The 24,714-nt window shown below is 72.1% G+C and carries 22 protein-coding genes, 2 tRNA genes and 1 pseudogene; 12 read left to right on the top strand and 13 right to left on the bottom strand.

The genetic code is table 11. From position 1 onward, the window contains the following. Positions 1 to 161: 161 nt before the first annotated feature. Both ACSMXO_RS34760 and ACSMXO_RS34755 read right to left on the bottom strand, forming a co-directional pair. On the bottom strand, positions 162 to 350 hold the full coding sequence (locus tag ACSMXO_RS34760; protein ID WP_455415295.1) for a DUF397 domain-containing protein: 189 nt from the start codon (positions 348 to 350) through the stop codon (positions 162 to 164). Further along, positions 341 to 595, bottom strand: coding sequence for a Scr1 family TA system antitoxin-like transcriptional regulator (locus tag ACSMXO_RS34755; RefSeq protein ID WP_455415294.1), 255 nt, complete (start codon positions 593 to 595; stop codon positions 341 to 343). The genes ACSMXO_RS34760 and ACSMXO_RS34755 overlap by 10 nt, the downstream gene beginning before the upstream one ends. A gap of 601 nt (positions 596 to 1,196) precedes the next feature. On the opposite strand from ACSMXO_RS34755, the gene ACSMXO_RS34750 reads away from it, so the two are divergent. After that, complete coding sequence (locus ACSMXO_RS34750; RefSeq protein WP_455415293.1) at positions 1,197 to 3,182, top strand: acyl-CoA dehydrogenase family protein; 1,986 nt, start codon at positions 1,197 to 1,199, stop codon at positions 3,180 to 3,182. A gap of 1 nt (position 3,183) precedes the next feature. Here the strand turns inward: ACSMXO_RS34750 and ACSMXO_RS34745 are convergent, their stop codons facing one another. Then, a complete protein-coding gene (locus tag ACSMXO_RS34745) occupies positions 3,184 to 4,152 on the bottom strand; it encodes an aldo/keto reductase (protein WP_455415292.1) in 969 nt (322 codons plus the stop codon). Positions 4,153 to 4,402: 250 nt separating this feature from the next. On the opposite strand from ACSMXO_RS34745, the gene ACSMXO_RS34740 reads away from it, so the two are divergent. Beyond that, positions 4,403 to 6,712, top strand: coding sequence for a LamG domain-containing protein (locus ACSMXO_RS34740; protein ID WP_455415291.1), 2,310 nt, complete (start codon positions 4,403 to 4,405; stop codon positions 6,710 to 6,712). 149 nt (positions 6,713 to 6,861) lie between these two features. Here ACSMXO_RS34740 and ACSMXO_RS34735 read toward each other — a convergent pair whose 3' ends face one another. From ACSMXO_RS34735 to ACSMXO_RS34705, 7 genes and pseudogenes are all read right to left on the bottom strand, one after another. After that, positions 6,862 to 7,476, bottom strand: coding sequence for a hypothetical protein (locus ACSMXO_RS34735; RefSeq protein ID WP_455415290.1), 615 nt, complete (start codon positions 7,474 to 7,476; stop codon positions 6,862 to 6,864). A 20-nt stretch (positions 7,477 to 7,496) separates the two neighbouring features. Continuing rightward, positions 7,497 to 7,904, bottom strand: a complete 408-nt coding sequence (locus ACSMXO_RS34730; RefSeq protein ID WP_346260633.1) for a Fur family transcriptional regulator — start codon at positions 7,902 to 7,904, stop codon at positions 7,497 to 7,499. 44 nt (positions 7,905 to 7,948) lie between these two features. After that, the gene (locus ACSMXO_RS34725) at positions 7,949 to 8,248 is read right to left on the bottom strand and encodes an ArsR/SmtB family transcription factor (protein WP_346260634.1); all 300 of its coding nucleotides are present in this window, start codon (positions 8,246 to 8,248) and stop codon (positions 7,949 to 7,951) included. Between the two features lie 106 nt (positions 8,249 to 8,354). After that, a pseudogene (locus tag ACSMXO_RS34720) lies at positions 8,355 to 9,230 on the bottom strand (metal ABC transporter permease); the annotation flags it as partial. Beyond that, on the bottom strand, positions 9,227 to 9,973 hold the full coding sequence (locus ACSMXO_RS34715; RefSeq protein WP_455415289.1) for a metal ABC transporter ATP-binding protein: 747 nt from the start codon (positions 9,971 to 9,973) through the stop codon (positions 9,227 to 9,229). The pseudogene ACSMXO_RS34720 and the gene ACSMXO_RS34715, both read right to left, overlap by 4 nt. Positions 9,974 to 10,083: 110 nt before the next feature. After that, the gene (locus ACSMXO_RS34710) at positions 10,084 to 11,106 is read right to left on the bottom strand and encodes a metal ABC transporter substrate-binding protein (RefSeq protein WP_455415288.1); all 1,023 of its coding nucleotides are present in this window, start codon (positions 11,104 to 11,106) and stop codon (positions 10,084 to 10,086) included. A gap of 106 nt (positions 11,107 to 11,212) precedes the next feature. Continuing rightward, a complete protein-coding gene (locus ACSMXO_RS34705; RefSeq protein WP_346260637.1) occupies positions 11,213 to 11,635 on the bottom strand; it encodes a DUF6703 family protein in 423 nt (140 codons plus the stop codon). On the opposite strand from ACSMXO_RS34705, the gene ACSMXO_RS34700 reads away from it, so the two are divergent. From ACSMXO_RS34700 to dusB, 4 genes are all read left to right on the top strand, one after another. Next, positions 11,570 to 11,911, top strand: coding sequence for an antibiotic biosynthesis monooxygenase family protein (locus tag ACSMXO_RS34700; protein ID WP_346260638.1), 342 nt, complete (start codon positions 11,570 to 11,572; stop codon positions 11,909 to 11,911). The genes ACSMXO_RS34705 and ACSMXO_RS34700 overlap by 66 nt on opposite strands. Positions 11,912 to 12,193: 282 nt before the next feature. Then, positions 12,194 to 12,670, top strand: a complete 477-nt coding sequence (locus ACSMXO_RS34695; protein ID WP_318398709.1) for an Rv0361 family membrane protein — start codon at positions 12,194 to 12,196, stop codon at positions 12,668 to 12,670. 114 nt (positions 12,671 to 12,784) lie between these two features. Beyond that, positions 12,785 to 14,164 (top strand): glycine--tRNA ligase, encoded by a 1,380-nt coding sequence (locus ACSMXO_RS34690; RefSeq protein ID WP_318398627.1) that lies wholly within the window; start codon positions 12,785 to 12,787, stop codon positions 14,162 to 14,164. A gap of 55 nt (positions 14,165 to 14,219) precedes the next feature. After that, complete coding sequence (dusB, locus tag ACSMXO_RS34685) at positions 14,220 to 15,410, top strand: tRNA dihydrouridine synthase DusB (RefSeq protein ID WP_346260639.1); 1,191 nt, start codon at positions 14,220 to 14,222, stop codon at positions 15,408 to 15,410. A 79-nt stretch (positions 15,411 to 15,489) separates the two neighbouring features. Here dusB and ACSMXO_RS34680 read toward each other — a convergent pair whose 3' ends face one another. Next, complete coding sequence (locus tag ACSMXO_RS34680) at positions 15,490 to 17,187, bottom strand: beta-N-acetylhexosaminidase (protein ID WP_455415287.1); 1,698 nt, start codon at positions 17,185 to 17,187, stop codon at positions 15,490 to 15,492. 192 nt (positions 17,188 to 17,379) lie between these two features. On the opposite strand from ACSMXO_RS34680, the gene ACSMXO_RS34675 reads away from it, so the two are divergent. From ACSMXO_RS34675 to ppdK, 4 genes are all read left to right on the top strand, one after another. Then, positions 17,380 to 17,454, top strand: a tRNA-Ser gene (locus ACSMXO_RS34675). A 10-nt stretch (positions 17,455 to 17,464) separates the two neighbouring features. Beyond that, a tRNA-Gly gene (locus ACSMXO_RS34670) sits at positions 17,465 to 17,537 on the top strand. Positions 17,538 to 17,562: 25 nt separating this feature from the next. Beyond that, positions 17,563 to 19,029, top strand: coding sequence for an SDR family NAD(P)-dependent oxidoreductase (locus tag ACSMXO_RS34665; protein WP_455415286.1), 1,467 nt, complete (start codon positions 17,563 to 17,565; stop codon positions 19,027 to 19,029). A 253-nt stretch (positions 19,030 to 19,282) separates the two neighbouring features. Beyond that, on the top strand, positions 19,283 to 21,991 hold the full coding sequence (gene ppdK, locus ACSMXO_RS34660) for a pyruvate, phosphate dikinase (protein WP_455415285.1): 2,709 nt from the start codon (positions 19,283 to 19,285) through the stop codon (positions 21,989 to 21,991). Positions 21,992 to 22,105: 114 nt separating this feature from the next. On the opposite strand, the gene ACSMXO_RS34655 is transcribed toward ppdK, so the two are convergent. Beyond that, positions 22,106 to 22,762, bottom strand: coding sequence for an NADPH-dependent F420 reductase (locus tag ACSMXO_RS34655; protein WP_455415284.1), 657 nt, complete (start codon positions 22,760 to 22,762; stop codon positions 22,106 to 22,108). 119 nt (positions 22,763 to 22,881) lie between these two features. On the opposite strand from ACSMXO_RS34655, the gene ACSMXO_RS34650 reads away from it, so the two are divergent. Continuing rightward, a complete protein-coding gene (locus ACSMXO_RS34650; protein WP_455415283.1) occupies positions 22,882 to 23,301 on the top strand; it encodes a winged helix-turn-helix transcriptional regulator in 420 nt (139 codons plus the stop codon). A gap of 51 nt (positions 23,302 to 23,352) precedes the next feature. Here ACSMXO_RS34650 and ACSMXO_RS34645 read toward each other — a convergent pair whose 3' ends face one another. Continuing rightward, positions 23,353 to 23,859, bottom strand: a complete 507-nt coding sequence (locus ACSMXO_RS34645; RefSeq protein WP_455415282.1) for a roadblock/LC7 domain-containing protein — start codon at positions 23,857 to 23,859, stop codon at positions 23,353 to 23,355. A 492-nt stretch (positions 23,860 to 24,351) separates the two neighbouring features. On the opposite strand from ACSMXO_RS34645, the gene ACSMXO_RS34640 reads away from it, so the two are divergent. Beyond that, on the top strand, positions 24,352 to 24,705 hold the full coding sequence (locus ACSMXO_RS34640; RefSeq protein ID WP_346260645.1) for a VOC family protein: 354 nt from the start codon (positions 24,352 to 24,354) through the stop codon (positions 24,703 to 24,705). Positions 24,706 to 24,714 lie beyond the last annotated feature (9 nt).

Raw genomic sequence — 24,714 nt, 5'->3', positions numbered from 1 at the left:
CGCCGGCCCGTGGCTGGTGGAGGCCGTCAGCCCGGCCGTTGCTGGAGGATGACGCCCTTGTCCGTCCGGTCCGCTGTGGTCACCTGGACATCAGATGCGTTACGGCAGCCTCGTAGCGCATCTGATGTCCAGGTCGGCGCACGCGCGGCGGCTGCCGGGGGTCAGTGGGTGCTGACGGTGCGGACGAAGGTGCGCCAGGCGTCGGTCGTGAAGGTGAGGACGGGGCCCTGACGGTCCTTGCTGTCGCGGACGTGTACGGCGTCGGGGAGGTTGTCGGCCACCTCGACGCAGGTGGCTCCGCCGTTGGAGGAGCGGGTGGAGGTGCGCCACTGGGCGTTGCTCAGGTCCATGTCTTCGCCGCTTCCTTGAGCAGGTCGAGGGAGTGCGGGCGCGGCAACGCCTCGCTGCGGACGCATTCCCACGCCTCTTGCAGGTTATCAATCTCGTCGGGCAGCGTGACGATCTGACCACGGAGCTGATTGTCCAGATAGCCGAGCCAACTGTTGCCCTCCAGCGCGGCCAGCACGAACGGCCCGGCCAGCCCGGCGTACATGCCGATGCCGTTCGGCACGACCAGCAGGTCGACGTTCGGCAACTCGGCCCACCGCGCTCACCAGCGAGTTGGAGAAGTTGATCCGCCTGCCGAACTGGTCCTGGGACAGGCCGGCGGTGACCCGCATCCGGCGGAGCTGCGCCCGGATGAACTCGATCAGCGGGGCCTCGACCGGTCGCTCGCCCTGTTGGCCGTCGCGGGCCTGGCCATCCTGTTCGTCCACGATCCCCCCGCCGCCCCGGCGCCACTCCGCAGGCGCCGGTAGCTCCCTCGGCTGATTCCTGGGCGCACCGTAGTGGCTCCTGACCGGAGAGTGAAGGTTCCTGGTGGCACCTGTGGCGAGATTCTGGACGTCTCTGGAATGGGGCCGCGCCGACGGCACGTCGAGGTGCCCGGGGGCGTGGGTGCACAGGCGGGGCAGCTCGACAGTCTCGCCACCGCACACCGATGCCGCCGGGCGGCGGGTCCGCTGCCGGCGGCGGAGATGTCGACATCCGCATATTCAGTGCTACCGGCGGGTAACAAAACCGAGTAGCGTGGACGGTGTATTCGGCCGCAGCACGTCAGGGGGTTGCCCGCTCCGCTGCACGGAGTGATGAGCGCGGTTACCTCCTTGGCGCCGTACTCGATCGAGGGGGTTGCCGTGACCACCACAGAGCAGAACAGGCCGGCGGCGGGCGAGTCGGACGGAGTCGGGCCGCTGCCGAAGGAGGCCGGGCAGGTCTCCGAGCGGGAGGCCCGGCAGGTCGCCGAGGCCGCCCGGGAGACGGAGTGGGGCAAGCCGAGCTTCGGCAAGGAACTCTTCCTCGGCCGGCTCCGGCTGGACCTGATCGACCCGTGGCCGCAGCCCGATCCCGAGCGTGCCGCCCAGGCGCAGGAGTTCCTCGACCGGCTCGACAGCTACGTCCGGTCCGAGGTGGACGGCGCGGCGATCGAGCGGGACGCCCGGATCCCCGACGAGGTGTTCGCCGGGCTCGCCCGACTCGGCACCTTCGGAATGAAGATCGACCAGAAGTACGGCGGCCTCGGGCTGAGCAACCTGCACTACTGCCGGGCGTTGACGCTGGCCGGCTCAGTCAGCCCGGCGATCGGCGCGCTGCTCTCGGCGCACCAGTCGATCGGGGTGCCGCAACCGCTGAAACTCTTCGGCACCGACGAGCAGAAGCAGCGCTTCCTGCCCCGGCTGGCCGCTGGCGAGGTGTCGGCGTTCCTGCTGACCGAGCCGGATGTCGGCTCCGACCCGGCAAGGCTGGCCACCACCGCCGAGCCGACCGAGGACGGCACCGGTTACCGGCTCAACGGCGTCAAGCTGTGGGCCACCAACGGGACGGTGGCGAGCCTGCTGGTGGTGATGGCCCGGGTGCCGGCCTCGGAGGGGCGGCGCGGCGGGATCACCGCGTTCGTTGTCGAGGCGGACTCGCCCGGGATCACCGTCGAGCGGCGTAACGCGTTCCTCGGGCTGCGCGGCCTGGAGAACAGCCTGACCCGGTTCTCCGACGTCCTCGTACCCGCCGAGAACGTCATCGGCGGCGAGGGGCGCGGCCTGAAGATCGCGCTGACCACCCTGAACACCGGCCGGCTCTCGCTGCCGGCGATGTGCGTCGGCGCCGGCAAGTGGTCGCTGAACGTGGCCCGGGAGTGGGCCGCCGAGCGGGTGCAGTGGGGCCGGCCGGTCGGCGGGCACGAGGCGGTGGCGAGCAAGCTCGCCTTCATCGCCGCCACCACCTACGGCATGGAGACCATGCTCGACCTCTGTTGCCTGCTCGCCGACGACGACACGAACGACATCCGGATCGAGGCCGCGCTGGTCAAGCTCTACGCCAGCGAGATGGCCTGGAAGATCGCCGACGAACTGGTGCAGATCCGGGGCGGGCGCGGCTACGAGACGGCCGAGTCGCTGACCGCCCGGGGCGAGCGCCCGGCGGCCGTCGAGCAGATCCTCCGCGACCTGCGGATCAACCGGATCTTCGAGGGTTCGACCGAGATCATGCACCTGCTGATCGCCCGGGAGGCGGTCGACGCCCACCTCTCGGTGGCCGGCGACATCATCGATCCCGACGCCGAACTGGGCCGGAAGGTCCGGGCCGGAGCCAGGGCGGGCGCGTTCTACGCCAGGTGGCTGCCGACCCTCGCGGTCGGTCGCGGCCAGAACCCCGGCGGGTACGCCGAGTACGGCCCTCTCGCCGGTCATCTGCGGTACGTGGAGCGGTCGTCCCGCAAACTGGCCCGGTCGACGTTCCTGGCGATGTCCCGCTGGCAGGGAAAACTGGAGCACAAGCAGGGCTTCCTCGGCCGGATCGTGGACATCGGGGCCGAACTGTTCGCGATGTCGGCGGTCTGCGTACGGGCGAACGCCGAACGGGAGACCCGGCCCGAGGGCGTGGAACTGGCCGACCTGTTCTGCCGGCAGGCCAAGGTGCGGATCGCGGCGCTGTTCCGGGCGCTGTGGGAGAACACCGACTCGGTCGACACGGCGGCGGCGAAGCGGATCCTCGCCGGCCGGTACGCGTTCCTCGAAGAGGGTGTGGTCACTCCGCCGGCCGACCTGCCCTGGGTCGCCCCCTGGCAACCCGGCCCGTCGACGGTCGACGACGTACGACGCCGGATTCCGAAGCCGGGCGGCGAGTGAGTCAGTACAGCCAGGACTCCTTGGGGGCGGTGAGCGGGGCGAGGGTCTCCCACAGTTCGTCGGGGATCTGCCAGGTGGCGAGTTGGGCGGTCTCGGCGATCCGCTCCGGGCGGGACACTCCGACGATGGTGGAGGTGATCCGGGGGTCGCGCAGCGAGAACTGGAGTGCCGCCGCCGCGAGCGGTACGCCGTACGCCGCGCACGCCGCCTCCATCGCCCGGATCCGGTCCAGCGTCGCGGCGTCGGCCTGCCGGTAGGCGTACTTGGTGAACCGGGCCGGACCCTTGGCCAGGATGCCGCTGCCGAAGGGGGCGGCGTTCACCACGCCGACGCCGAGCGAGACCGCCTCGTCGATCAGGTCACCGGCCGAGCGGTCCACCAGGGTCCAGCGGTTGTGCGTGATCAGTGCCGCGAAGTGCCCGGTACGCAGGTATTCCGCCATCAGCTCCACCGGGCCGCCGGCCACCCCGAGGTGCTCGATCACACCCTCGCGCTGCAATTCGAGCAGTGCCTCGACCGGGCCGCCGGGTGCCATGCCGGCGGCGAAGCTGATGTGCTCGGGGTCGTGCAGATAGACCAGCGGCAGTTGGTCCAGCCCGAGCCGTTCCAGGCTGCCCTCGGCGGAGCGGCGCGTCTGGTCGCCGGAGAAGTCGCCGGTGGTGAAGTCCCGGTCGACCTTGGTGGCCAGCACGAAGCCCTCCGGCACTCCGCCGATCCGGCGCAGCGCGGCACCGATGCGCCGCTCGCTCTCCCCGTCGCTGTAGCCGGCGGCGGTGTCCAGGAAGTTGAACGGGCCGGTCAGCGCGGCGAGCGCGGTCTCGGTGCCGCGTTCGGCACTGACGTCGTACCCGAAGAGGCCCGGCATGCTGCCCAGCGGGCCGCCGCCGACGCAGACCGGGGTGACGCGCAGCCCGGTGCGGCCCAGCGGGCGGCGGGGAAGAACGTCACGGGATTGCTGTTCTCTGTACACGGGAATCCTCGACTTGCGGCATCGGTGGTGGGTCGGCGTGGTGTGGCGGCAGGCCGCGCCGCCTGTTGGTACCCGGCTCTACTGTGGAGGCCACGTTAACCCCTTGCCGTAGCTGGGCCGAGCCGTCAGGGTAGGCCATCCGGTACGCGATGGGGCTCACCAGCGAGGTTCACCGGCACCCGTCAGGTCAGAGGGAGTTGTTTTGTCCCAAGAGAATTCCTACCCTGCCGGCCGGGCGCCGGCAACGGGCGTGTCCACACCCGCAGTGCAGGCTCGGCGCCTCCGGCCCAACCGGCTCCGCTGGGTCGGCGTCGGGGTCGCCCTCGGACTCGTCGTCGGCGCAGCCCCGGTGACGGCCGATCCCGCCCTGGCCGCCGGCCAGGCCAGTTCGACCCGGAACGCCCGGCCCGGCGCACCTACTGCACTACAGGTGGCCGACTTCGCGTGCCCCGCGTCCGGTGTGGTGCCCATCGGCACGATGACCCCGAGGTTCTCGGCGGTCTACCCGGATGCCGATTCCACCCAGAGCCTCACCGGGCACTACGAGTGGATCGAGGTCCCGGCTGGTGGCATCGGCACCGTGACGGCCACGTACCCGGCACGGCAGACACCGCCGCCGCCGGCTTCCGCCCCGGCCGACGGGCGGGGCCGCACGGCCGCGATCAGTGGGCTGACCGCCGAGGGCACGTACGCGTTCCGGGTCAAGGCAGTGGACTCCGGTTCAACCCCGCGCTGGAGCCCTTGGTCGAGGTGGTGCCAGTTCACCCCCGATATCAGCATTCCTCGGGTGACGGTCACCCCGCTGACAACGCCGACCGGTCCGGGGCAGCCGGTGACGTTCCGCATCGAGTCAGCGGACGATGACGTCAGGGAGTTCCGGTACGGCTGGACAGATCCTCCGAGGACCGTCGTGGCTCCGAGCGGTACGAACCCGACGAGTGCCACGGTGACCCTGGTACCGCCGACGTTCGGTCTCAACATCCTGTATGTCGCGGCCGTCGACGCCGCGTTCAACGAGGGGCGGGGGAGTGTCGAGCTGACCGTCCCCCGGCCTGCTCCGGCGGTCGCCCGGTGGGGGTTGGAGATCTATCCAGGTGTCAACGAGGAACAGGCACTTGCCGACTGGTCGGCCGCCCCGGCGGACACGCCGTTGACGGCGACCGACCTGACCTGGGCGCCTGACACCCGGATGATCGGTGCGCGAAGCGCGTCGTTCGACGGATCGAGTTCGCAGGCCGTCACCACCGAGGCCGTGCTTGACACCACCGGGTCGTACAGCGTGGCGGCCTGGGTCCGCCCGGGTGTGCTGCCGACTACTGACTCGGATGTGGCGACTCAGGAGGGCACCGACGCGGGGGCCTTCGCGCTCGGGATCCGCCACCTGGGTAGCCCGCCGGCGCCGTACTGGGCCTTCACTGTGCAGGAGGGCGTCGAAGAGTCCAGCGCCACCCGGACAGCGGCCGCCCCGGCATCGGTCAGCGCGGCCGACCTGAGCCGCTGGACTCATCTGGCCGGCGTGTACGACCGGACGGCCGGCAAGCTCCGCCTGTACGTCGACGGCGTCATGGTCGCCGAAGTGGATCGTACGGCCACCCCCTGGGCCGCGACCGGCCGCTTCGCCGTCGGTCGCGGGTTCTCCGGCGGCGCTCCGGCCAACTGGTGGAACGGCGGCATCGCCGACCTGCGGGTCTACGGTCGCGCCCTGCTCGACCACGAGTTCCTCGGCCAGCTCGCCAGCGACCCGGGCTCGGGCGGATTCGACGAACCGGGGCTGTTGGCTCCGCTCCCGGTCGGAAACTGGAGTTTCAGCGCCGCCATTCCCTGCTACGAGCCGAGCCCGGACCCGTTCCTCTGCCAAGCGCCCGACGGCGGCTCGTTCGGTCGCCGGCTGGCGCTCAGCCAGGGCGTGATGGTCGTTGACGGGCAGTCGGGCAGTGGGCTGTTGTTGAACGACGTGTGGGAGTTCGACCCGGACGACCCGCGATACGAGACACTGCGGACCGTCGAATACGGCAGCGCTCAGGCCAACGTCGGTGACGAGGTGATCCCGGACTGGCAGGACAGCCGAGTACTGCGTACCGACGACTCGTTCACCGTCTCGGTCTGGGGTCGGGTCGAGGAGACCGGTTCCGGCGACCAGACCATCGTGTCCCAGGGAGGCAGCCAAGAGTCCGCCTTCCGGCTGGGCTACGAGGCCGCCAGCGGGACGTGGTCGTTCGTGGTGGCCGCCGAGGACGGGGCGAGCGCCGGGCGGCTTGCGCTGCGGTCGCCGACTCCAGCGGTGGCCGACGCCTGGGTCCATCTGGTCGGGGTCTACGACGCCGGTCGCCAGCAGATCCGGCTGTATGTCGACGGTGAGCCGGTCGGGCAGACCTCGTTGCCGTGGACGCCAATGTCCAGCGGCGGGCCGTTGCAGGTGGGCCGCGCGCTTCAGCAGGGTGACTTCGGCAAATACTGGTTCGGCGGCGTCGACGATCTGCAGCTGTACCAGGGCGCGATGGCCGACGTCTGGGTGCGCGATCTCTACGACGAACAGGCGATCCGGGCCCCGCGGATCTGACCCAGCACCGAGGACGTCGCCAGTCCGGGAAAGTCAGCCGCCGAGGCGCCTGAGCCAAGCACCTCAGCGGCTGGGTTCCTGTCCCGGCAGCGCGCTCAAGCACCATTGGCCGGTGCCGTCCGTTCGGGCGGCGCCGGCCAGCATGCCCCTCAGCGGCGTACCGGAGCGGTCCGCAGCCCGAGCGCCCGCAGTTCCAGCGCCGCCAGCGCGTCCACCGCCTCGGCGTCACCCCGCCGCCACGCCTGCGCCACGTCCGGGTCGATCCGGGTCAGCTTCCGGATCGGCTGGTTCGCCAGCGCCCGCAACGCCAACAGGTCCCGCCCGGCCGGCGCGGACCGCAACGCCCGGGCCGCACCGGCCCGCCGCATCCACCTGACCCGCAACGGCAGCCAGCCCAACAGCACCACCCCGAGCGGAAACACCAGCAGGGTCAGCGACAACGCCAACGCCAGCTCCCCGACCAACTCCTGCTGGTCGCGTCCGGCGTCCGCCATCGCCCGGGCCGCCCCGGCGGCCTTCTCGAACGGGGAGGTCAGCTCGTCACCCACCACCGGCACCCGACCGATCTTGCCACCGGCGTCGGCCAGGTTGTCGGCCAGTCCACCGCCGGCCCCCTCCAGCTTCTGTCCGGGTACGGCGAGCTTCTGCACCAGGTCGTGCAACCACATCGCGGCCCGGATCCAGAGGTAGATCCAGGCGACGACGAGCAGATCGGTGAGGAGTTGACGGGCGGCGGTCGGAACCCGATCGGCATAGAACTTCATGCCGGTCAGCGTGGCGTACGTCAGCGAGCCGCGCACTCCGGGCAGGTGCCGAAGATCTCCAGGGTGTGGCTGACGTCCCTGAACCCGTGCTTGTTGGCGACCCGGTCGGCCCAGCTCTCCACGGCCGGCCCCTCCACCTCGACCGTACGGCCGCAGGCCCGGCAGACCAGGTGGTGGTGGTGCCCCTCGCTGCACCGCCGGTAGAGGTGCTCGCCGCCCGGCGGGCGCATCACGTCGATCTCGCCCGCGTCGGCGAGCCCTTGCAGGGTGCGATAGACGGTGGTCAGCCCGACGCGCTCGCCCCGGCTGCGCAGCATCGCGTGCAGGTCCTGGGCGCTGTGGAAGCCTTCGACTTCACCGAGCAGTGCGCTGACCGCGCTGCGCTGTCGGGTGTTGCGTACTGCCGCGCCGCTCTCCGCCGCTGCCATCTCGCCCTCCTCGCGTCGTCTCAGGTGCCTCCCGGACGTCCCCGTCAGGTGGCTTCCCCCGAATGGCTCACCGCGTCCGCCACGATATGCGCGATGTGCTCGTCGACCAAGGTATAGGCGATTTCCCGACCGCGTCGCGAGCCGCGTACCACCCCGGCTCCGCGGAGCACCCGCAGGTGTTGGGAGACGAGCGGCTGTGGGGCGCCGAGGCTTTCCACCAGCTCGTGCACACATCGTTCGCCGTGCGCGAGTTCGCTGACGATGGCGAGCCGGATCGGTGCCGCGAGCGCTCGTAGCAGCTCACCGGCGCCCGTATAGGCCTCGTAGGCGTTTGTGCTCGTCACCCTGTAACGGTAACCGTTGTTAACGGCGTACCGCCGTTCGGTGCGCGGTTCCAAGGTCAACGGGTACCGGCTTGGCCGGCGGCGCCGGGTCCGGGACGGTCCCCCGGGCGGCGTCGAGCACCACGTCGCAGGGCTCGACCTGCGGCTCCGGCCCGGGCACGGCGCGCCGCCGGGCCAGCGCCCGGCGTATCGCCACCCCCACCGACACCACCAGGAACAGCCCGATCGCCAGGATCACGATGGTGGCCCCGAGCGCGGTGTTGGCGGTGCCGGCCAGCCACACCCCGGAGCCGGAGGCCAGCAGCCCCAGCCCCATCGCGGCGAGCATGGTGCCGAGGAAGCCCCGGGTGAAGAGCTGCGCGGTGGCCACCGGCACCACCATCAGGGCGCTGATCAGCAGCAGCCCGACCGCCCGCATCGCGATGGTCACGGTCACCGCCGTGGTCACCGCGAGCAGTATGTTCAGCGCCCGGACCGGCAGCCCGGAGACCCGGGCGTACTCCTCGTCGTGGCAGATCGCGAAGAGCGCCGGGCGCAGCGCGACCATGGTCACCAGGACCACCGTCGCGAGGGCCACGATCACCACCAGATCCTGCGGCGACGTCGTGGTCAGCGAGCCGAAGAGGTACGCCATCAGGTTGGCGTTGCTCCGGCTTCCGGAGAGCCCGACCAGCATCACGCCACCGGCGATGCCGCCGTAGAAGAGCATCGCCAGGGCGACGTCACCGGAGGTCCGGCCGCGTTCCCGGATCAGTTCGATGGCGACCGCGGCGACCGCCGCCACGATCACCGCCGTCAGTACCGGGGACTGGTTGAGCAGCAGCCCGACCCCGACCCCGGTCAGCGCGACGTGCCCGACCCCGTCGCCGATCAGCGACATCCGGCGCTGCACCAGATAGATGCCGAGCGCCGGGGCGGTCAGCCCGATGACCAGCGCCCCGACCAGGGCCCTGATCATGAAGTCGTACTGGAAAAGGCTCACGGCCGACTGCCCCACATCCCTGTCGACTCCTCCGGCGCGTGCGGGTGGACGTGCTCGTGTCCGGGCGCCGCGTGGTGCCCGGCCGGCTCCGGCACCGCGCCATCGTGCGCGATCGTTCCCTCGTGTACGACCACCGCCCGGGTGATCACCCCGGCCAGGGGCCCGAGTTCGTGCGCGACCAGCAGCACCGTCCCGCCGTCGGCGACGAACCCGCGCAGCGCCTCGGCGAAGGCGTCCTGGCTGGCCGAGTCGACCCCGGCGGTCGGCTCGTCGAGGACCAGCAGCTCCGGCCCGCCGGCCAGCGCCCGGGCGATCAGAGTGCGCTGCTGCTGGCCGCCGGAGAGGGTGGCCACCGGGTCGCCGGCCCGGTCGGCGAGGCCGACTGCCGCCAGCGCCTCGGCCACCGCCGCCCGGTCGGCCCTCCCCGGCGGCCGGAACACACCCCGCCGGGCCAGCCGTCCGGAGGCGACCACCTCGGCCACGGTGGCCGGTACGCCGCTGCCGGCGCCCATCCGCTGCGGCACGTACCCGATCCGGGCCCACTGCCGGAACCGGCGCTGCGGGGTGCCGAACAGGGTGACCGCACCGGCGGCCAGCGGCACCAGGCCGAGGATGGCCCGGATCAGGGTGGACTTGCCGGAGCCGTTGGCGCCGAGCACGGCGACCACCTCGCCGGGGTTCACCCGCAGGGAAACGCCGCGGAGCACGGGGCGGTCGTCGTAGGCGACCACCCCGTGCTCCACGGCGACGACTGAACCTTTTTCAACCTCCCCTTGCGGTTCCACGGACCGCGAGGTCGGACGCGGTGTGTGAGCGCCGCGCGGTTCAGGTTGAGAAAGGTTCACAGGTTCGGTCATGGGCATCCCAGTGCGGTCTTCAGGGCCCCGAGGTTGCTGCGCATCACCGAAAGGTAGTCCCCGGTACTGCCGGGTTGCAGGCCCTCGATCGGATCGAGTACGGCGGTCTTCGCCCCGACCTCCCGGGCGATCGTCTCGGCGACCTTCGGGCTGACCAGGGTCTCGAAGAAGATCGTGGTGGTCTTGTGCTCCCGGGCCTCGGCGGCCACCTCGGCCAGCCGCTGCGGGGCCGGTTCGTCCTCCGGGGTCAGGCCGGAGATGCCGATCTGCTCCAGTTGGTAGCGCTCCGCCAGGTAGGCGAACGCGGTGTGGCTGGTCACCAGTTCCCGCCGCTGGCAGGTCTTCAGGCCCTGGGCGTACTCGGAATCGAGGGCCTCCAGCTCGGTGCGGAGCGCCTTCGCCCGGCCGGTGTAGTCGGCGGCCCGGTCCGGGTCGACCGCGCCCAGCCGCTCGGCCAGCTTGTCGGCGATCCCGGCCAGCCGGGTCGGGTCCAGCCAGACGTGCGGGTCCTTGCCGTTCGACCCCTCCGCGTGCTCCTCCTCGGCAGCCGGCTCCTCGGTCGCGTGGTCCGCGCCCTCGCCCTCGTGCTCCCCCTCGCCCTCGCCCTCGTGCTCCCCCTCGCCCTCGTGCTCGTGCCCGCCGGCGGTCGCGGCCAGCAGCGGCTGCACCGTGGCGACGTCGAAGGCCCGGTCGCCGGCCTGCTGCTGCACCGCCTCGTCCACGCTCGGCTGGAAGCCGGCGAGGTAGACGACCAGTTCCGCGTCGGTGACCTGGCCCACCTGGCCGGGGTTGAGTTCCAGGTCGTGCGGCTCGGCGCCGGGCTTGGCGAGGTTGGTCACCCGGACGGCGTCCCCGCCGACCCGCTCGGTGACGAACTGGAGGGGATAGAAGGCGGCGACGACGTCGACCCGGTCGGGGTCGGCGCCGCTGCCGTCGTCACCACAGGCGGCGGCGCCGGCCAGCGCGAGCAGGCCGGTGGCGGCGAGGGCGACGGTACGGAGGGCGGAGCGGATCACCATGCCGTCCACTCTCCGCGACAATGAGAATGATTGTCAAAAACGCATGCTTGCATGAAACCGCTTCATGCGCTCGGCCGGAGGCGTGGGAACGTCACGGGGTGGGCGATCATCCGAGGATCTTCATCGACGCGGCGCCGACCAGCAGGGTCAGGATCACCAGCCGGAGGGTACGGGTCGCCGGGCTCTGCACCGGCCAGGTGGTCACCAGCAGCGCGGCCAGCCCGGCGGCGAGCGCCAGCAGCAGCGCGCCGCCGACGATCCCCGGCGCGAAGAGGCCGACCAGCACCAGCACCAGTGCGGCGAGGAACACGCCCGTGGGGTTGACCCGGGCCAGGCGGGTCAGCAGAACGCTCTGCGTACGCTGCATCCCACAGACTCTACGAGATCTCGGTGCCCCGGCCGGTGAGCTGTTGCCAGCGACACCCCAGCTCGCCGGGGCGGCGGCCGACGGCAGGAGGCGTACGTGCTCGTGACGAACCGGTTCGTGGTGGCGGAGGAGAACGCCGAAACCTTCCCGGAACGGGCCCACGCCGCGCTGGCCGCCCTTGCCGCCCGGCCGGGATACCGCCGGGGGCAACTGCTGCGGGCTCTCGACGACCCCCGGCACTGGTGCCTAATCACCGAGTGGGAGTCGGTCGGCACCTACCGGCGGGCCCTCGGCGCCTTCGACGTCAAGGTCAACGCCACCCCGTTGCTCGCCGAGTCGCTCGACGAGCCGTCCGCGTACGAGACGCTGGCCAGCGCCGAACCGGACGGTCAGGTCGAAGTCACCCCAAGTGACCGGGCCGCTGACTCCGGCCGGTGATGACCCGGGCACTACCCTTTCCCCATGACCGTTCCCGGACCGCCCGGCGGGCCGTCGTCCCCACCCGAGTCCGTCCGGGCTGACGACCCGGCCCCACCCGGTGGACCCGTGCCGCCGCCCGGCCCGCCACCGCCGCCCGGGTACGGGCAACCGGGACCACCGGTGCCTTCCGGCGGCTACGGAACGCCTCCCGGCGGCTACGAAACGCCTCCCGTGGGGTACGGGACGCAGCCGGGTGGGTTCGGTCCGGTGCCGGGTGGGTTCGGTCCGGTGCCGCCGAGCGTGCCGGCGCCGCCACCGGGGCCCGGCGTCGAGCCGGTGTTCGCCGCGCCGCCCAGCGAGGGGCGCGGTGCGCGGTTGTGGCTCGGGCTCGGGGTGGCCGCCCTCGCCGTCGTACTCTTCTGCGGCGGTGGCGGAGCGGCGCTGGTCGGCCTGCTGATCTCCGGCTCCCAGGCGTTGAACGAGCAGGCCAGGACGGTGGTCACCGACTACTTCGACGCGGTCGAGGACGGGGACTTCGGCAAGGCGTACGACCTGCTCTGCGAATCCGCCCAGCAGCGGGAGTCGCCGGCCGAGTTCGAGCGTCGGGTCGGTGCCGAGCCGGAGATCGCCTCGTTCCGGATCGGCGACGTGTCGTTGACAAGCGAGTTGAGCGTGCCGGTGGACGTGACCTATGCCAGCGGGGGGCAGGACAACCTCGAGGCCCTGCTGGACCAGGACCAGACCACCGGAGGATTGCGGGTCTGCGACATCAGGTGACCCGTGGACGGTCCGCCGGGCGGCGGCGGTACGGCCGCCGAGGTGGAGTAATCTGCTGGCCTTGAACGTCCCGAAGATGTCCCCGCCGGCCGCCAGCCGGTGTAGGAGGTAACCATGCCAGCCGACCGTATCGACGCCGTCGTCAGTCTCGCGAAGCGTCGAGGCTTCGTCTTCCCCTCCAGCGAGATCTACGGAGGCACCCGGTCGGCCTGGGATTACGGCCCGCTCGGCGTCGAGCTGAAGGAGAACGTCCGGCGCCAGTGGTGGCGGACCATGGTGCAGCAGCGGGACGACATCGTCGGCCTGGACTCGGCGGTGATCCTCGCCCGGGACGTCTGGGCCGCCTCCGGCCACCTGGACGCCTTCGTCGACCCGCTGACCGAGTGCCAGTCCTGCCACAAGCGGTTCCGGGCCGACCACCTCGAAGAGGCGTACGCGGAGAAGCACGGCCACCCGCCGGCCTCGCTGGCCGAGCTGAACTGCCCGAACTGCGGCAACAAGGGCACCTTCACCGAGCCTCGGATGTTCAACGGCCTGATGAAGACTTACCTCGGCCCGGTGGAGAGCGAGGAGGGCCTGCACTACCTTCGGCCGGAGACCGCACAGGGCATCTTCGTCAACTACAACAACGTGGCCGCCTCGGCCCGGAAGAAGCCGCCGTTCGGCATCGCCCAGGTCGGTAAGTCGTTCCGCAACGAGATCACCCCGGGCAACTTCATCTTCCGGACCCGCGAATTCGAGCAGATGGAGATGGAGTTCTTCGTCGAGCCGGGCACCGACGAGGAATGGCACGAGTACTGGCTGCGGGAGCGCTGGAACTGGTATATCGACCTTGGCCTCTCCGAGGAGAACCTGCGGTTCTACGAGCACCCGCAGGAGAAGCTCTCGCACTACTCGAAGCGGACCGTGGACATCGAATACCGCTTCCGGTTCGGTGGCACCGAGTTCTCCGAGCTGGAGGGCATCGCCAACCGCACCGACTTCGACCTCTCCACGCACAGCAAGCACTCCGGCGTCGACCTGTCGTACTTCGACCAGGAGAAGCAGCAGCGCTGGGTGCCGTACGTGATCGAGCCGGCCGCCGGGCTGACCCGGGCGGTGCTCGCCTTCCTGCTGGAGGCGTACGACGAGGACGAGGCACCGAACACCAAGGGCAGCGTCGACAAGCGGACCGTGCTCCGCTTCGACCCGCGGCTCTCCCCGGTGAAGGTGGCCGTGCTGCCGCTCTCCCGCAACCCCTCGCTCTCCCCGAAGGCGAAGGACCTGGCCGCCGCGCTGCGCAAGCGCTGGGTGGTCGAGTTCGACGACTCGCAGGCGATCGGCCGCCGCTACCGCCGGCAGGACGAGATCGGTACCCCGTTCTGCGTCACCGTCGACTTCGAGACCTTGGACGACAACGCCGTGACGGTTCGTGAGCGGGACAGCATGTCCCAGGAGCGGATCTCCATCGACCAGGTGGAGCGGTACCTCGTCGAGCGCCTGCCCGGCTGCTGACGGCGACGTCCGTCCGGCCGCCACGGCTGATCGCGGAAGTCCGGACGGACGTGCCATGCTCGAACGCGTGACCCTGACCGACCTGGCGCCACCGGCCGCTGCCCGCCCGCTGCACCTGGGCGGGCACCCGGTGTGGCCGCCGGTCGTGCTCGCCCCGATGGCCGGGATCACGAATGTCGCCTTCCGGCGCCTCTGCCGGGAACAGGGCGGCGGCCTCTACGTCTGCGAGATGGTCACCACCCGCGCGCTGGTCGAGCGGAACCCGAAGACCCTGCGGATGGTGGCGTTCGGCGGTGACGAGCGGCCGCGCAGTCTCCAGCTCTACGGGATCGACCCGGAGGTGACCGCGGCGGCGGTCCGGATGGTGGTCGAGGAGGATCTGGCCGACCACGTCGACCTCAACTTCGGCTGCCCGGTGCCGAAGGTCACCCGCAAGGGCGGTGGGGCGGCGCTGCCGTGGCGCCGCCGGCTCTTCGCCCGGATCGTCCGGGCGGCGGTCGAGGCAGCCGCCCCGGCCGGCGTGCCGGTGACGGTCAAGATGCGCAAGGGCATCGACGACGACCACCTGACGTACGTGGAGGCAGGGCTGGCCGCCCAGGAGGCCGGGGTGGCGGCGGTCGCCCTGCACGGGCGTACGGCCGCGCAGCGGTATTCCGGTACGGCGGACTGGGACGCGATCGGCACGCTGAAGCAGGCGCTGGACGTGCCGGTGCTGGGCAACGGCGACATCTGGGAGGCCGACGACGCGCTCCGGATGGTGGCGCACACCGGGGCGGACGGTGTGGTGGTCGGCCGCGGCTGCCTCGGCCGGCCCTGGCTCTTCGCGGATCTGGCGGCGGCTTTCGACGGCCGCCCCGGACGCCGGCTGCCGGTCCTCGGCGAGGTCGCCGCGACCATGCGCCGGCACGCCGAACTGCTGGTCGACTGGTTCGCCGGGGGCGACCGGCCGGACACCGCCGATCGGGACGGCTGCGTCGACTTCCGTAAGCACGTCGCCTGGTATCTCAAGGGTTTCCCGGTCGGCGGCGAGCTGCGCCGGGCCCTGGCGATGGTGAGCGGCCTGGCCGAACTCGACGACCTGCTCGGCAAGCTCGACCCGGCCGAGCCTTTCCCGCTGGAGACGCTCGGCCAGCCCCGGGGCCGGACCAACTCGCCCGGCAAGGTCTTCCTGCCGGACGGCTGGCTGGCCGACCGGGACAGCGCCGAGGTGCCGGCCGGCGCCGAACTCGCCGACTCCGGCGGTTGAGCCGCGCCGACTCCGGCGGTTGAGCCGCGCCGCCCGGAGCCGTACCGGGCCGCGCCCGCCGGGCGCGGCCACGGCCCGGTCAGGCGATCGGTACCGGTCGGTCGTCGGCGGGCGGCGGGCCGCTCCCGGGCGCCGGGTCGGCCGACGTACCGGCGGCGCCCGCCGTCGATCCCGCGGACCGGGGCTCGGGTACGACCGGGCTGCCCGCCCACGGCACCTCCGGCGAGCGGTGGAAGGTGATCCCGGCCGTGCTCCACCGCACGCCCTGACCGGCCAGCCGCAGCCGGAAGTCCGCCCAGTTCCGGGCCTGCGCCGGTGACCAGCCCAGCTCGGCGATGGCCGGCAGCCGGGGGAAGGTCATGAACTCGATGTCGCCGATCGTCCGGATCGTCTCCGTCCAGAGCGGCGCCTCCACCCCGAGCACCGCGTCGGCCGGCACCCCGGCCAGATAGTCGCCGGGATCCCAGTCGTACGCCGCGCGGACCTCGACCAGCCCGGCCCAGTCCTTGCCCAGCGGGGTCGCCGCCGAGTACTTCATGTCGAGGTAGCTGCGGTTGCCGGGGGAGAGCAGCAGCTTCGCGCCGTCCCGGACCGCGGCGGCCACCACCGGGTCCTCGGTCGAGGTGCCCCAGTACTGGACGACCCGCCCGGCGCTGTGCTCCGCGACGGCGAGCTGGTGCCAGCCGAGCACCCGCTTGCCGTGCCCGGTGACGATCCGCTGGACCCGGTTCATGAACCGGGTGTAGTCGGCCCGGCCGAGGGTGAACGCCTCGTCGCCACCGACGTGCAGGTAGCGGCCCGGGGTGAGCGCGGCGATCTCGCCGAGCACGTCGTCGACGAACTGGTACGTCCGCTCGTTGTCGACGGCGACCGCGCTGAACCCGACGTCGGTGCCGGTGTACTCCGGCGGTGCGACACCGTCCGGAGCGAGTTCCCCGTACGCGTTCAGTGCCGCGTTGGTGTGCCCGGGCAGGTCGATCTCGGGCACCACGGTGATGTGCCGGGCGGCCGCGTACGCGACGATCTCGGCGTACTGCTCCTTGGTGTAGTAGCCGCCGGGGCCGCCGTCCACCTCGGTGGACCCGCCCACGCTGGCCAGCCGCGGCCAGGAGTCGACGGCGATCCGCCAGCCCTGGTCGTCGGTGAGGTGCAGGTGCAGGTGGTTGAGCTTGTATCGGGCCAGGTGGTCGATGAAGCGCAGCACGTGCGGTACGGCGAAGAAGTGCCGGGCCACGTCGAGCATCGCGCCCCGGTAGCCGAACCGGGGGTGGTCGTCGATCGTGCCACCGGGGATCGCCCACGGGCCAGGCTGCCGCCGGGCGGACTCGATCTTCGGTGGCAGCAACTGCCGGAGCGTCTGCACCCCGTAGAAGAGCCCGGCCGCGGTGCGGGCCCGGACCACCACGCCGGAGGCGGTGATCTCCAGCCGGTAGCCCTCGGCGGAACCGCCGCCGGTCGCCGGCCTGCCGAGCCGGCCCGACGGGGCCTCGTCGCCGGTCAGCAGCAGGGAGATCCCGCCCGGCACCTCGGTCTGGCCGGCGGTGATCACTGGCAGCGGATAGCCGGTGGGGCGGCGCAGCAGCTCGGCAAGGTGCCGGCCGACCGCGCTCGCCTCGGGGCTGGGGGTGGTCCGGATCGTCGTGCCGGGGGTCAGGATGAACTCGACCCCGGCGGCCGGCTCGACCCGGGCCGGGGCGGGCAGCACGTCGGTGAGCCGGGGCGGGGTGTCGCCGGTGGTCGCGAGGGTGGACCGGGACTGGAAGGTGATAGGTCGCACGGCAGATCTCTCCGGGGGGAGCCGCAGGTGATTTCCGGGCAAATCTCATGAAACGTACGTTCGAAATGGCCGCGTGTCAAGGGTTGGTCACCCTGTGGTACGAGCCCTTCTTCCGTACCTGTCGACCTAGCCCAACGCCGGGGCAATCTCGGTTTCTTCCGGCGTCCCCGCTCGCTAGTCTGTGCGGTCGGTGGGACGGGTAGCGCAGAGGTGGTCGCGCCGCCCTGCTCAGGCGGAGGACACCGGTTCGAATCCGGTCAGGTCCCCCCGGTTCGGATGGGCAGTAGCGCAGAGGTGGTCGCGCCGCCTTACCGAGGCGGAGGACGTCGGTTCGAATCCGTCCTGCCCATCCGGCGAACAGAGCTGCCCGTCCGGGTGAACGGGGACGGGGGACGGATGGACGGCGACCGGATCGAGGACGCGCTCGAGGTGCTCGCCGCCGTACGCGCGCTGCCGCTGGACGACCCGGTCCGGCAGCGGGTGCAGCGCGCGGTCGACGGACTGGTCAAGGACGGGCAGCGGCAGCGCCGGGCGGAACGGCGGCGGCGTACCGCCGCGGCCGACCGGGCCGTGCTGGCCGGCGCCGCGACCGCCGCACCCGAGCGTGCCGACGGCGTACCGGTGGCCGCTCCGCCCGCCGAGCGGTCGGCACCGGGGCAGACCCGCCGGGACCGGCGCTGCTACACCTGCCGCGCCCGCTACCGCACCGTCGACGCCCGATACCACGCGCTTTGTCCCGACTGCGCCGACCTGCACCGTCGGCACCGGGACGCCCGGACCGACCTGACCGGCCGGACCGCCGTGGTCACCGGTGGTCGGGTCAAGATCGGGTTTCAGTTGGCGTTGAAGCTGCTCCGCGACGGTGCCGACGTGACGGTGGTCACCCGGTTTCCGGCCGATGCCGCCCGGCGGTACGCCGCCGAGCCGGACGCCGGCGACTGGCGCTCGGCGCTGCGCGTCGTCGGGGCGGACCTGCGGGACCCGCGCCAGGTGCTGGACCTGGCGCAGCGGCTGGTCGACCGCCATCCCCGGCTCGACATCCTGGTCAACAACGCGGCGCAGACCGTGCGGCGGCCGGACTGGGCGTACCAGCCGCTGGTGGCGGCGGAGGCGCTGGCCGCCCGGGATCCGGTCGGGCGGTTCGCCGTCGAGTCGGTGTCGGGCTACCGGCCAGGTCGGGTGCTGCCGGGCTGGAACGCCGCCATCACCGGCCCGGGCGGGCCTGGCGTGTCCGGCCCGGGGGAGACCGGTGTGCCCGGTGCGGACCAGGCCGGCGTGATCGGCCCGGACGGGACCGGCGTCACCGGTGCGGCCGTGCCGGAGCGTACCGACCCGACCGGGGCGCTGCTGGACCCGGCCGCCCGCAACTCCTGGACGGCCCGGCTCGGCGAGATCGACCCGGTGGAGCTGCTGGAGGTCCAGCTCGTCAACGTCGTCGCGCCGTTCCTGCTGGTCGATCGGTTGCGCGCGGCCCTGACCGCTCCCGGCCCGGGCCGGCGGTACGTGGTCAACGTCACCGGTCGGGAGGGCTGGTTCGCCGGCGGTGGCAGCCCGGCGGGGCATCCGCACACCGCCGTGACGAAGGCGGCGCTGAACATGTTGACCAGGGTCGGCGCGGCGGACCTGGCCCGGCACGACGTGCACATGTGCGGGGTCGACACCGGCTGGGTCACCGACGAGAACCCGGCTCCGGTCCGGGCCCGCCGGGCGGCCACCGGCTGGCGGCCGCCGCTGGACGTGGTGGACGCGGCGGCCCGGATCTACCAGCCGGTCGTCCGGGGCGAGGCGGGTTCGCCGGTGCACGGTGTGCTGTTGAAGAACTTCGCCGTGGTGCCGTGGTGACCGCCGCCGCCGTTCGGTGCGGCCAGGCTGACTGATCTTGCTCGTGGGACCGTTCCCACACAACCTCGCGAACACGTACAGCCTTCGCAACTGTGCGGATTGTCACCGAACGGTCCCAACCTGCCCGTCGGTCGCTTAGCCTTCGCCCACCAGCAGCCGGCGGTTTTCCGCTGGTACGGGCAACCGTCCCCTGGGTACGTACAGAGCGGCTAAACCTTCGTTCAGTGTCGAACGGCGCACGTGGGAGGGTCCGTTGACAGCGCAGCAGACGGCGGGACACAAGTACGTTTACGACTTCACCGAGGGCAACAAGGACCTGAAGGACCTGCTCGGTGGCAAGGGCGCGAACCTGGCCGAGATGACCAACCTCGGGCTGCCGGTTCCGCCGGGGTTCACCATCAGCACCGAGGCCTGCAAGGCGTACCTGAGCACCGGGAGCCAGCCCGCCGGGCTGGCCGACGAGATCGACGTGCACCTGTCCGCGCTGGAAACCGGGATGGGCAAGCAGCTGGGTGATCCGGCCGATCCGCTGCTGGTCTCGGTCCGCTCCGGGGCCAAGTTCTCCATGCCCGGGATGATGGAGACGGTGCTGAACGTCGGGCTCAACGACGCGAGCGTGACCGGCCTGGCCGCCCAGGCCGCCGGCAACGAGCGGTTCGCCTGGGACTCCTACCGGCGGCTCATCCAGATGTTCGGCAAGACGGTCTGCGACGTGCCGGGCGAGGACTTCGCGCACGCCCTCGACGACGCCAAGCGGGCCAAGGGTACCGAGAACGACCTGGACCTCGACGCGGCCGACCTGCGGGCGCTGGTGGACGCGTACAAGAGGATCTTCCGTAAGCACACCGGCCGGGAGTTCCCGCAACAGCCCCGGGAGCAGCTCGAACTGGCCATCAACGCGGTCTTCCAGTCGTGGAACGCCGAGCGGGCCGTGCTCTACCGCCGGCAGGAGCGGATCCCGGCCGACCTGGGCACCGCGGTCAACGTCGTGGCGATGGTCTTCGGCAACCTCGGGCCGGACTCCGGCACCGGGGTGGCGTTCACCCGCGACCCGGCCAGCGGCGCGCAGGGCATCTACGGCGACTACCTGGCCAACGCCCAGGGCGAGGACGTGGTGGCCGGGATCCGCAACACCGTACCGCTGCAACAGCTCGAAGAGCTGAACAAGCCGGCGTACGACGAACTGCTGGCGATCATGGCCCGGCTGGAGGGGCACTACCGCGACCTCTGCGACATCGAGTTCACCATCGAGCGCGGCAAGCTGTGGATGTTGCAGACCCGGGTCGGCAAGCGCACCGCCGCCGCCGCGTTCGTGATCGCCGCCCAACTCGTCGACGAGGGCCTGATCGACCTGGACGAGGCGCTGCACCGGGTCAACGGCGCCCAGCTCGCCCAGCTCATGTTCCCCCGGTTCAAGCTCGACGCCGACCCGACCCCGCTGGCCCAGGGCATCGGCGCCTCGCCGGGCGCCGCCGTCGGCAAGGTGGTCTTCGAGGGGCGGCGGGCGGTCGAGCTGGCCGACGCCGGCGAGGACGTCATCCTGGTCCGCCGGGAGACCAACCCGGACGACCTGCCCGGCATGATCGCCTCGCGCGGCATCCTCACCTCGCGCGGGGGCAAGACCAGTCACGCCGCCGTGGTCGCCCGGGGGATGGGCAAGACCTGCGTCTGCGGCGCCGACGCGCTCGACGTCGACGTCCGGCAACGGAAGCTCACCGTGGACGGCCAGACGGTCTCCGAGGGGGACGTGGTCTCGATCGACGGCACCACCGGCAAGGTCTACCTCGGCGAGGTGCCGGTCTGGCCCTCCGAGGTGGTGCGCTACTTCGAGGGCAGCGTGGACGGCCAGACCACGGACGATCCGCTGGTGGCCGCCGTACACCGGATCATGACGCACGCCGACGCCCAGCGGCGGCTGGGCGTCCGGGCGAACGCCGACACCGGCGAGGACGCGGCCCGGGCCCGGCGGTTCGGGGCCGAGGGGATCGGCCTGTGCCGGACCGAGCACATGTTCCTCGGTGACCGGCGCACGCTGGTCGAGCGCCTGATCCTGGCCCGGACCGACGACGAGCGGCAGGCGGCGCTGGCCGAGCTGCTGCCCCTGCAGCGGGCCGACTTCGGAGAGGTCTTCCGGGCGATGGACGGCCAGCCGGTCACCGTCCGGCTGATCGACCCGCCGCTGCACGAGTTCCTGCCCTCGCTGGAGGAACTGGCCGTGCACGTCGCGGTCGCGCACGAGCGTGGCGAGGACGCGGCCCGGGACGAGGCCCTGCTCAGCGCGGTACGCCGGATGCACGAGCAGAACCCGATGCTGGGCCTGCGCGGGGTCCGGCTCGGGCTGGTCATCCCGGGCCTGTTCGCCATGCAGGTCCGGGCGATCGTGGAGGCGGCGGTGGAGTGCGCCAAGGCCGGCGGCACCCCGAAGCCGGAGATCATGGTGCCGCTGGTCGGTGCGGTCCAGGAGCTGGAGACGGTACGCGCCGAGGCCGAGAAGATCATCGCGGAGGTGACCCGGGAGCAGGCCGTCGAGGTGCTGATCGGCACCATGATCGAGGTACCCCGGGCGGCGCTGACCGCCGGGCAGATCGCCGAGGCCGCCGAGTTCTTCTCTTTCGGCACCAACGACCTGACCCAGATGGGCTGGGGCTTCTCCCGGGACGACGTGGAGGGCGCCTTCTTCTGGCGCTACCTGGAGCTGGGCATCTTCGGCATCTCGCCGTTCGAGTCGATCGACGCCGACGGGGTCGGCCGGCTGGTCCAGATCGCCACCGACGAGGGCCGGGCGGCCCGGCCCGGGCTCAAGCTCGGGGTCTGCGGCGAGCACGGCGGCGACCCGGACTCGGTGCACTTCTTCCACGACGTGGGACTGGACTACGTCTCGTGCTCGCCGTTCCGGGTGCCGGTGGCCCGGCTGGAGGCCGGCCGCGCGGTGGTCGAGTCCACCGGCTCCGACAGCCGCTGACCCTCCGTACTCCCGTTCTCTCCCGCCCGTCGACATCTCTGCCCACCTGTCGGCCCGGTACCGGTGGTGACCGACGCCGCTCACCACCGGTGCCGGGCCGACGACCAGTCGCGGTCAGCGGGCGACCGCCAGGCCGAAGGGCACCGGCCCGAACGCCGCCACCAGCGGGCGGACCATCAGCACGAAGCTCTCCGGCCACCAGGCGGTCGACAGCGGGCCCAGGTCGACGATCCACTCCGCCGGCCAGCCCAGCCAGCCGAGGAGATCGGCGGCGACCGCCTTCGCCGCCGGGTCGTCACCGGAGAGGAACGCCGACAACGGCATCGACAGGCTGGTCGGCGCGGTCATCAGCTCGGCCGGGCCGACCGTGTTCAACGTCTTGACCACCCGGGTCTCCGGCAGCGCCCGCTGGATCTCCACCGCCAGGCTGCCGCCCGGATGGCGCAGGGCGGTGGCGATGCCGTCCGGACCCTGCTCGACCGCGTTGGCGACGTCGAGCAGTACCGCACCGGCGAGGGCCGGGCGCAGCCCGCGCAGCACCCGTACCGACACCGCGCCCGGCAGCGCGTTCACCACGATCCCGGCCGAGGCCGCCTCCGCCAGCCCGGTCCGGCGCGGGCCGTCGGTCGAGCCGTCGAGCCCGCCGCCGGCCCAGGACAGCTCGCGGTCCGGGTCGCGTACCCCCACCAGCACCCGATGACCGGTCCCGTGCAGCCGGGTCGCCAGTGCCCGGCCCACGTTGCCGGAGCCGAGAATTCCGATCGTGCCCATCCGTACCGCTCCCTCCCGTCGGCGGCGACTGGTCGCACCGCCCCGGCCAAAGCTAGGTTCGGCGGGCAGGACCTGGGAGTACGCACCTCAAGGTGCCCAAGGTACGCGGAGGTAGCCCGATGACCACACAGACCGCCGCGCAGCGCAGGGCGCGGGACCGCGCCGACCACCGGGAGCGGCTGGCCGCCTGCCCGACCCAGCGGGTGATCGACGTGCTCGGCGACAAGTGGGTCGCCCTGGTGCTGAAGGAACTCGCCGCCGGGCCCCGGCGCTCCGCCGAGCTGGCCCGGGCGGTCGCGGGGGCGAGCCAGAAGATGCTCACCCAGACCCTGCGGGGACTGGAACGCGACGGCCTGGTCGCCCGGACCGTCGAGCCGGCGGTCCCGGTACGGGTCGGCTACCGGCTCACGGAGCTGGGGCGGAGCCTGCTGCCGGTGTTGTCGGCCGTCACCGAGTGGGCGGACCGGCACGCCGCCGACATCGACCTGGCCCGCAGCCGTTACGACGACCGGCCGCTCGGCGCGCCGGCCGGAATGTGACGCCGTCCGGGGCGCCGGCCGGAATGTGACGCCGTCCCGGGCGCCCGCCGGTCACTGCCGGCCGGGGGAGCGCCGGTCCTCGGAGGAGGACCAGAGGCCGGCGGGCAGGGTAGCCATCGGAGTACGGGTGGCCAGCGGCGCGCCCGGGTCGGTGGCCGGCGGGATCGCGGTCGCCACCGTCGGCTGCCGGACGGCGTCCCAGAGCGCGCCGAGTCGCTGGGCGGTCGGGCGGGCCTCGGCGTGCAGCCGGACCAGGTCGGTCTCCGGGTGCACCACGGTGGTCAGGATCGCGTCCTCACCGGCCGGGTAGACGACCACGCAGCCTTCGGCGCCCCGGACCACGGACTCCCGCAGCGGCCCGTGTCCGACGAGGTTGGCGAAGCGGCCACCGATCCCCAGCCCGGCCGCGGAAAGGGCGGCGATGTGGTGCGGGTCGATGCCGGGCAGGTCGCTGACGACCAGTAACCCGTCCACGGCGGCCAGTACGGCACCCGATATCTCCGGCACCGCGCGGCGCAGCCGGTGCAGTTCGGCCAGCAGGGCGGCATCAGTGTTCACTGGTGACTTCTCCTTGGCGTTGGTCCGTGCCGCTGGACTTTGCTCGGTGCCGTCGCTTCCGTCGGTGGCTTCGTTGCCGCTCGACGTCGCTTTCCGGCTATGGGGTTCGTTGCCCTATGGGGTTCGTTGCCGCTCGACGTCGCCGGCTACTCCCCGGCGGCGCCGCCAGATCGCCGTCCGGCGCGGTCCGCGCTGCCCGGGATCGGGGCTGCCGCCCCGGTGGAGCGCCGCCCGCTGCCGACCGCCGCCGGGGTCGGTGGTTCCCCGCCCGGTAACCTTCCGACTCCGGCACGCTACACCGAGCGAGGTCGCGACGCCGTCCCATGACCATCAGCGATCGTCCGGCAACTCTCGGCTGTTTGGCGGTTGCGTGCGGAGGGGCAGGTCAACCGCCTGGTGTGTCGGGCGTTCGTTGGCGCACCCGAGTCAGGAACCCCGGCGTAACCTGAGCGACACGCGAACTTCGTTTCCCTCGCAACGGAGGTGTGGCCCATGGGCAGCGTGTGGGAGAACCTGGTGGTCGATGCCGCCGATCCGGCCCGGCTCGCGCGCTGGTGGGCCGAGGCGCTCGGCTACCAGATCGTCGCCGAGCTGCCGGACGAGGTGGAGATCCGCCGCACACCCGACACGCTGCCCGGCCTGATCTTCGTACCGGTGCCGGAGGGCAAGGAGACGAAGAACCGGCTGCACATCGACCTCCGCCCGACCGACCAGGAGGCCGAAGTCGAGCGGCTGGTCAACATGGGGGCCCGGCACGTCGATGTCGGGCAGTCGCCGGACGACACCTGGACGGTGCTGGCCGACCCGGAGGGCAACGAGTTCTGCGTACTCGCCCAGCGGGGTTGACGGGGCCGG

Source organism: Plantactinospora sp. DSM 117369 (genome assembly GCF_053764795.1).
The sequence above is the reverse complement of the archived record's forward strand: the minus strand, read 5'-3'. Positions and strand labels throughout refer to the sequence as shown.

What these genes read in the sequence shown, in the direction of transcription:
- ACSMXO_RS34650 (WP_455415283.1), top strand. Translation starts at nt 22,882, where the DNA reads ATGACCACACAGACCGCCGCGCAGCGCAGGGCGCGGGACCGCGCCGAC.
- ACSMXO_RS34690 (WP_318398627.1), top strand. Translation starts at nt 12,785, where the DNA reads ATGCCAGCCGACCGTATCGACGCCGTCGTCAGTCTCGCGAAGCGTCGA.
- dusB (WP_346260639.1), top strand. Translation starts at nt 14,220, where the DNA reads ATGCTCGAACGCGTGACCCTGACCGACCTGGCGCCACCGGCCGCTGCC.
- ACSMXO_RS34730 (WP_346260633.1), bottom strand. Translation starts at nt 7,904, where the DNA reads ATGGCAGCGGCGGAGAGCGGCGCGGCAGTACGCAACACCCGACAGCGC.
- ACSMXO_RS34640 (WP_346260645.1), top strand. Translation starts at nt 24,352, where the DNA reads ATGGGCAGCGTGTGGGAGAACCTGGTGGTCGATGCCGCCGATCCGGCC.
- ACSMXO_RS34735 (WP_455415290.1), bottom strand. Translation starts at nt 7,476, where the DNA reads ATGAAGTTCTATGCCGATCGGGTTCCGACCGCCGCCCGTCAACTCCTC.
- ACSMXO_RS34760 (WP_455415295.1), bottom strand. Translation starts at nt 350, where the DNA reads ATGGACCTGAGCAACGCCCAGTGGCGCACCTCCACCCGCTCCTCCAAC.
- ACSMXO_RS34655 (WP_455415284.1), bottom strand. Translation starts at nt 22,762, where the DNA reads ATGGGCACGATCGGAATTCTCGGCTCCGGCAACGTGGGCCGGGCACTG.
- ACSMXO_RS34710 (WP_455415288.1), bottom strand. Translation starts at nt 11,106, where the DNA reads ATGGTGATCCGCTCCGCCCTCCGTACCGTCGCCCTCGCCGCCACCGGC.